This is a genomic window from Paenibacillus sp. GbtcB18 (genome assembly GCF_019091125.1).
Classification (GTDB): domain Bacteria; phylum Bacillota; class Bacilli; order Paenibacillales; family NBRC-103111; genus Paenibacillus_F; species Paenibacillus_F chitinolyticus.
Window position 1 is genome coordinate 1 of the sequence record NZ_JAGXJX010000388.1, and the last position, 268, is coordinate 268.

General features: G+C 64.2%; 1 protein-coding gene. It reads left to right on the forward strand.

Translation table 11 applies throughout. The features are described 5' to 3' along the window. Positions 1–268 (forward strand): hypothetical protein (locus KVT34_RS30330; RefSeq protein ID WP_217563298.1); only part of this gene is annotated, 268 nt, incomplete at both ends.

The window sequence follows — 268 nt, forward strand, 5'->3', positions numbered from 1 at the left end:
GGACCTGCAGGTCGAGGGGTTTGTGCCGTCCGTCGACGTACAGATCAGGCATGTGCGGCTGGTGCCGGCCTTCAAGCTCTACGTCATCAACAGGACAGAAGTGCTGCACGGCCTCTACGAGGTGATCGGACGGCCCATCATCCTGGGCACGGGCGAGGAGATCGACGCGCTCGACGTGCTGGGTCTGGGCGCGATGCTAACCCACCACGTCGAGGACGCCGACCCGAACTCGCCGGGATCGGTCTTCGTGCTGAAGATGAAGGCCTGG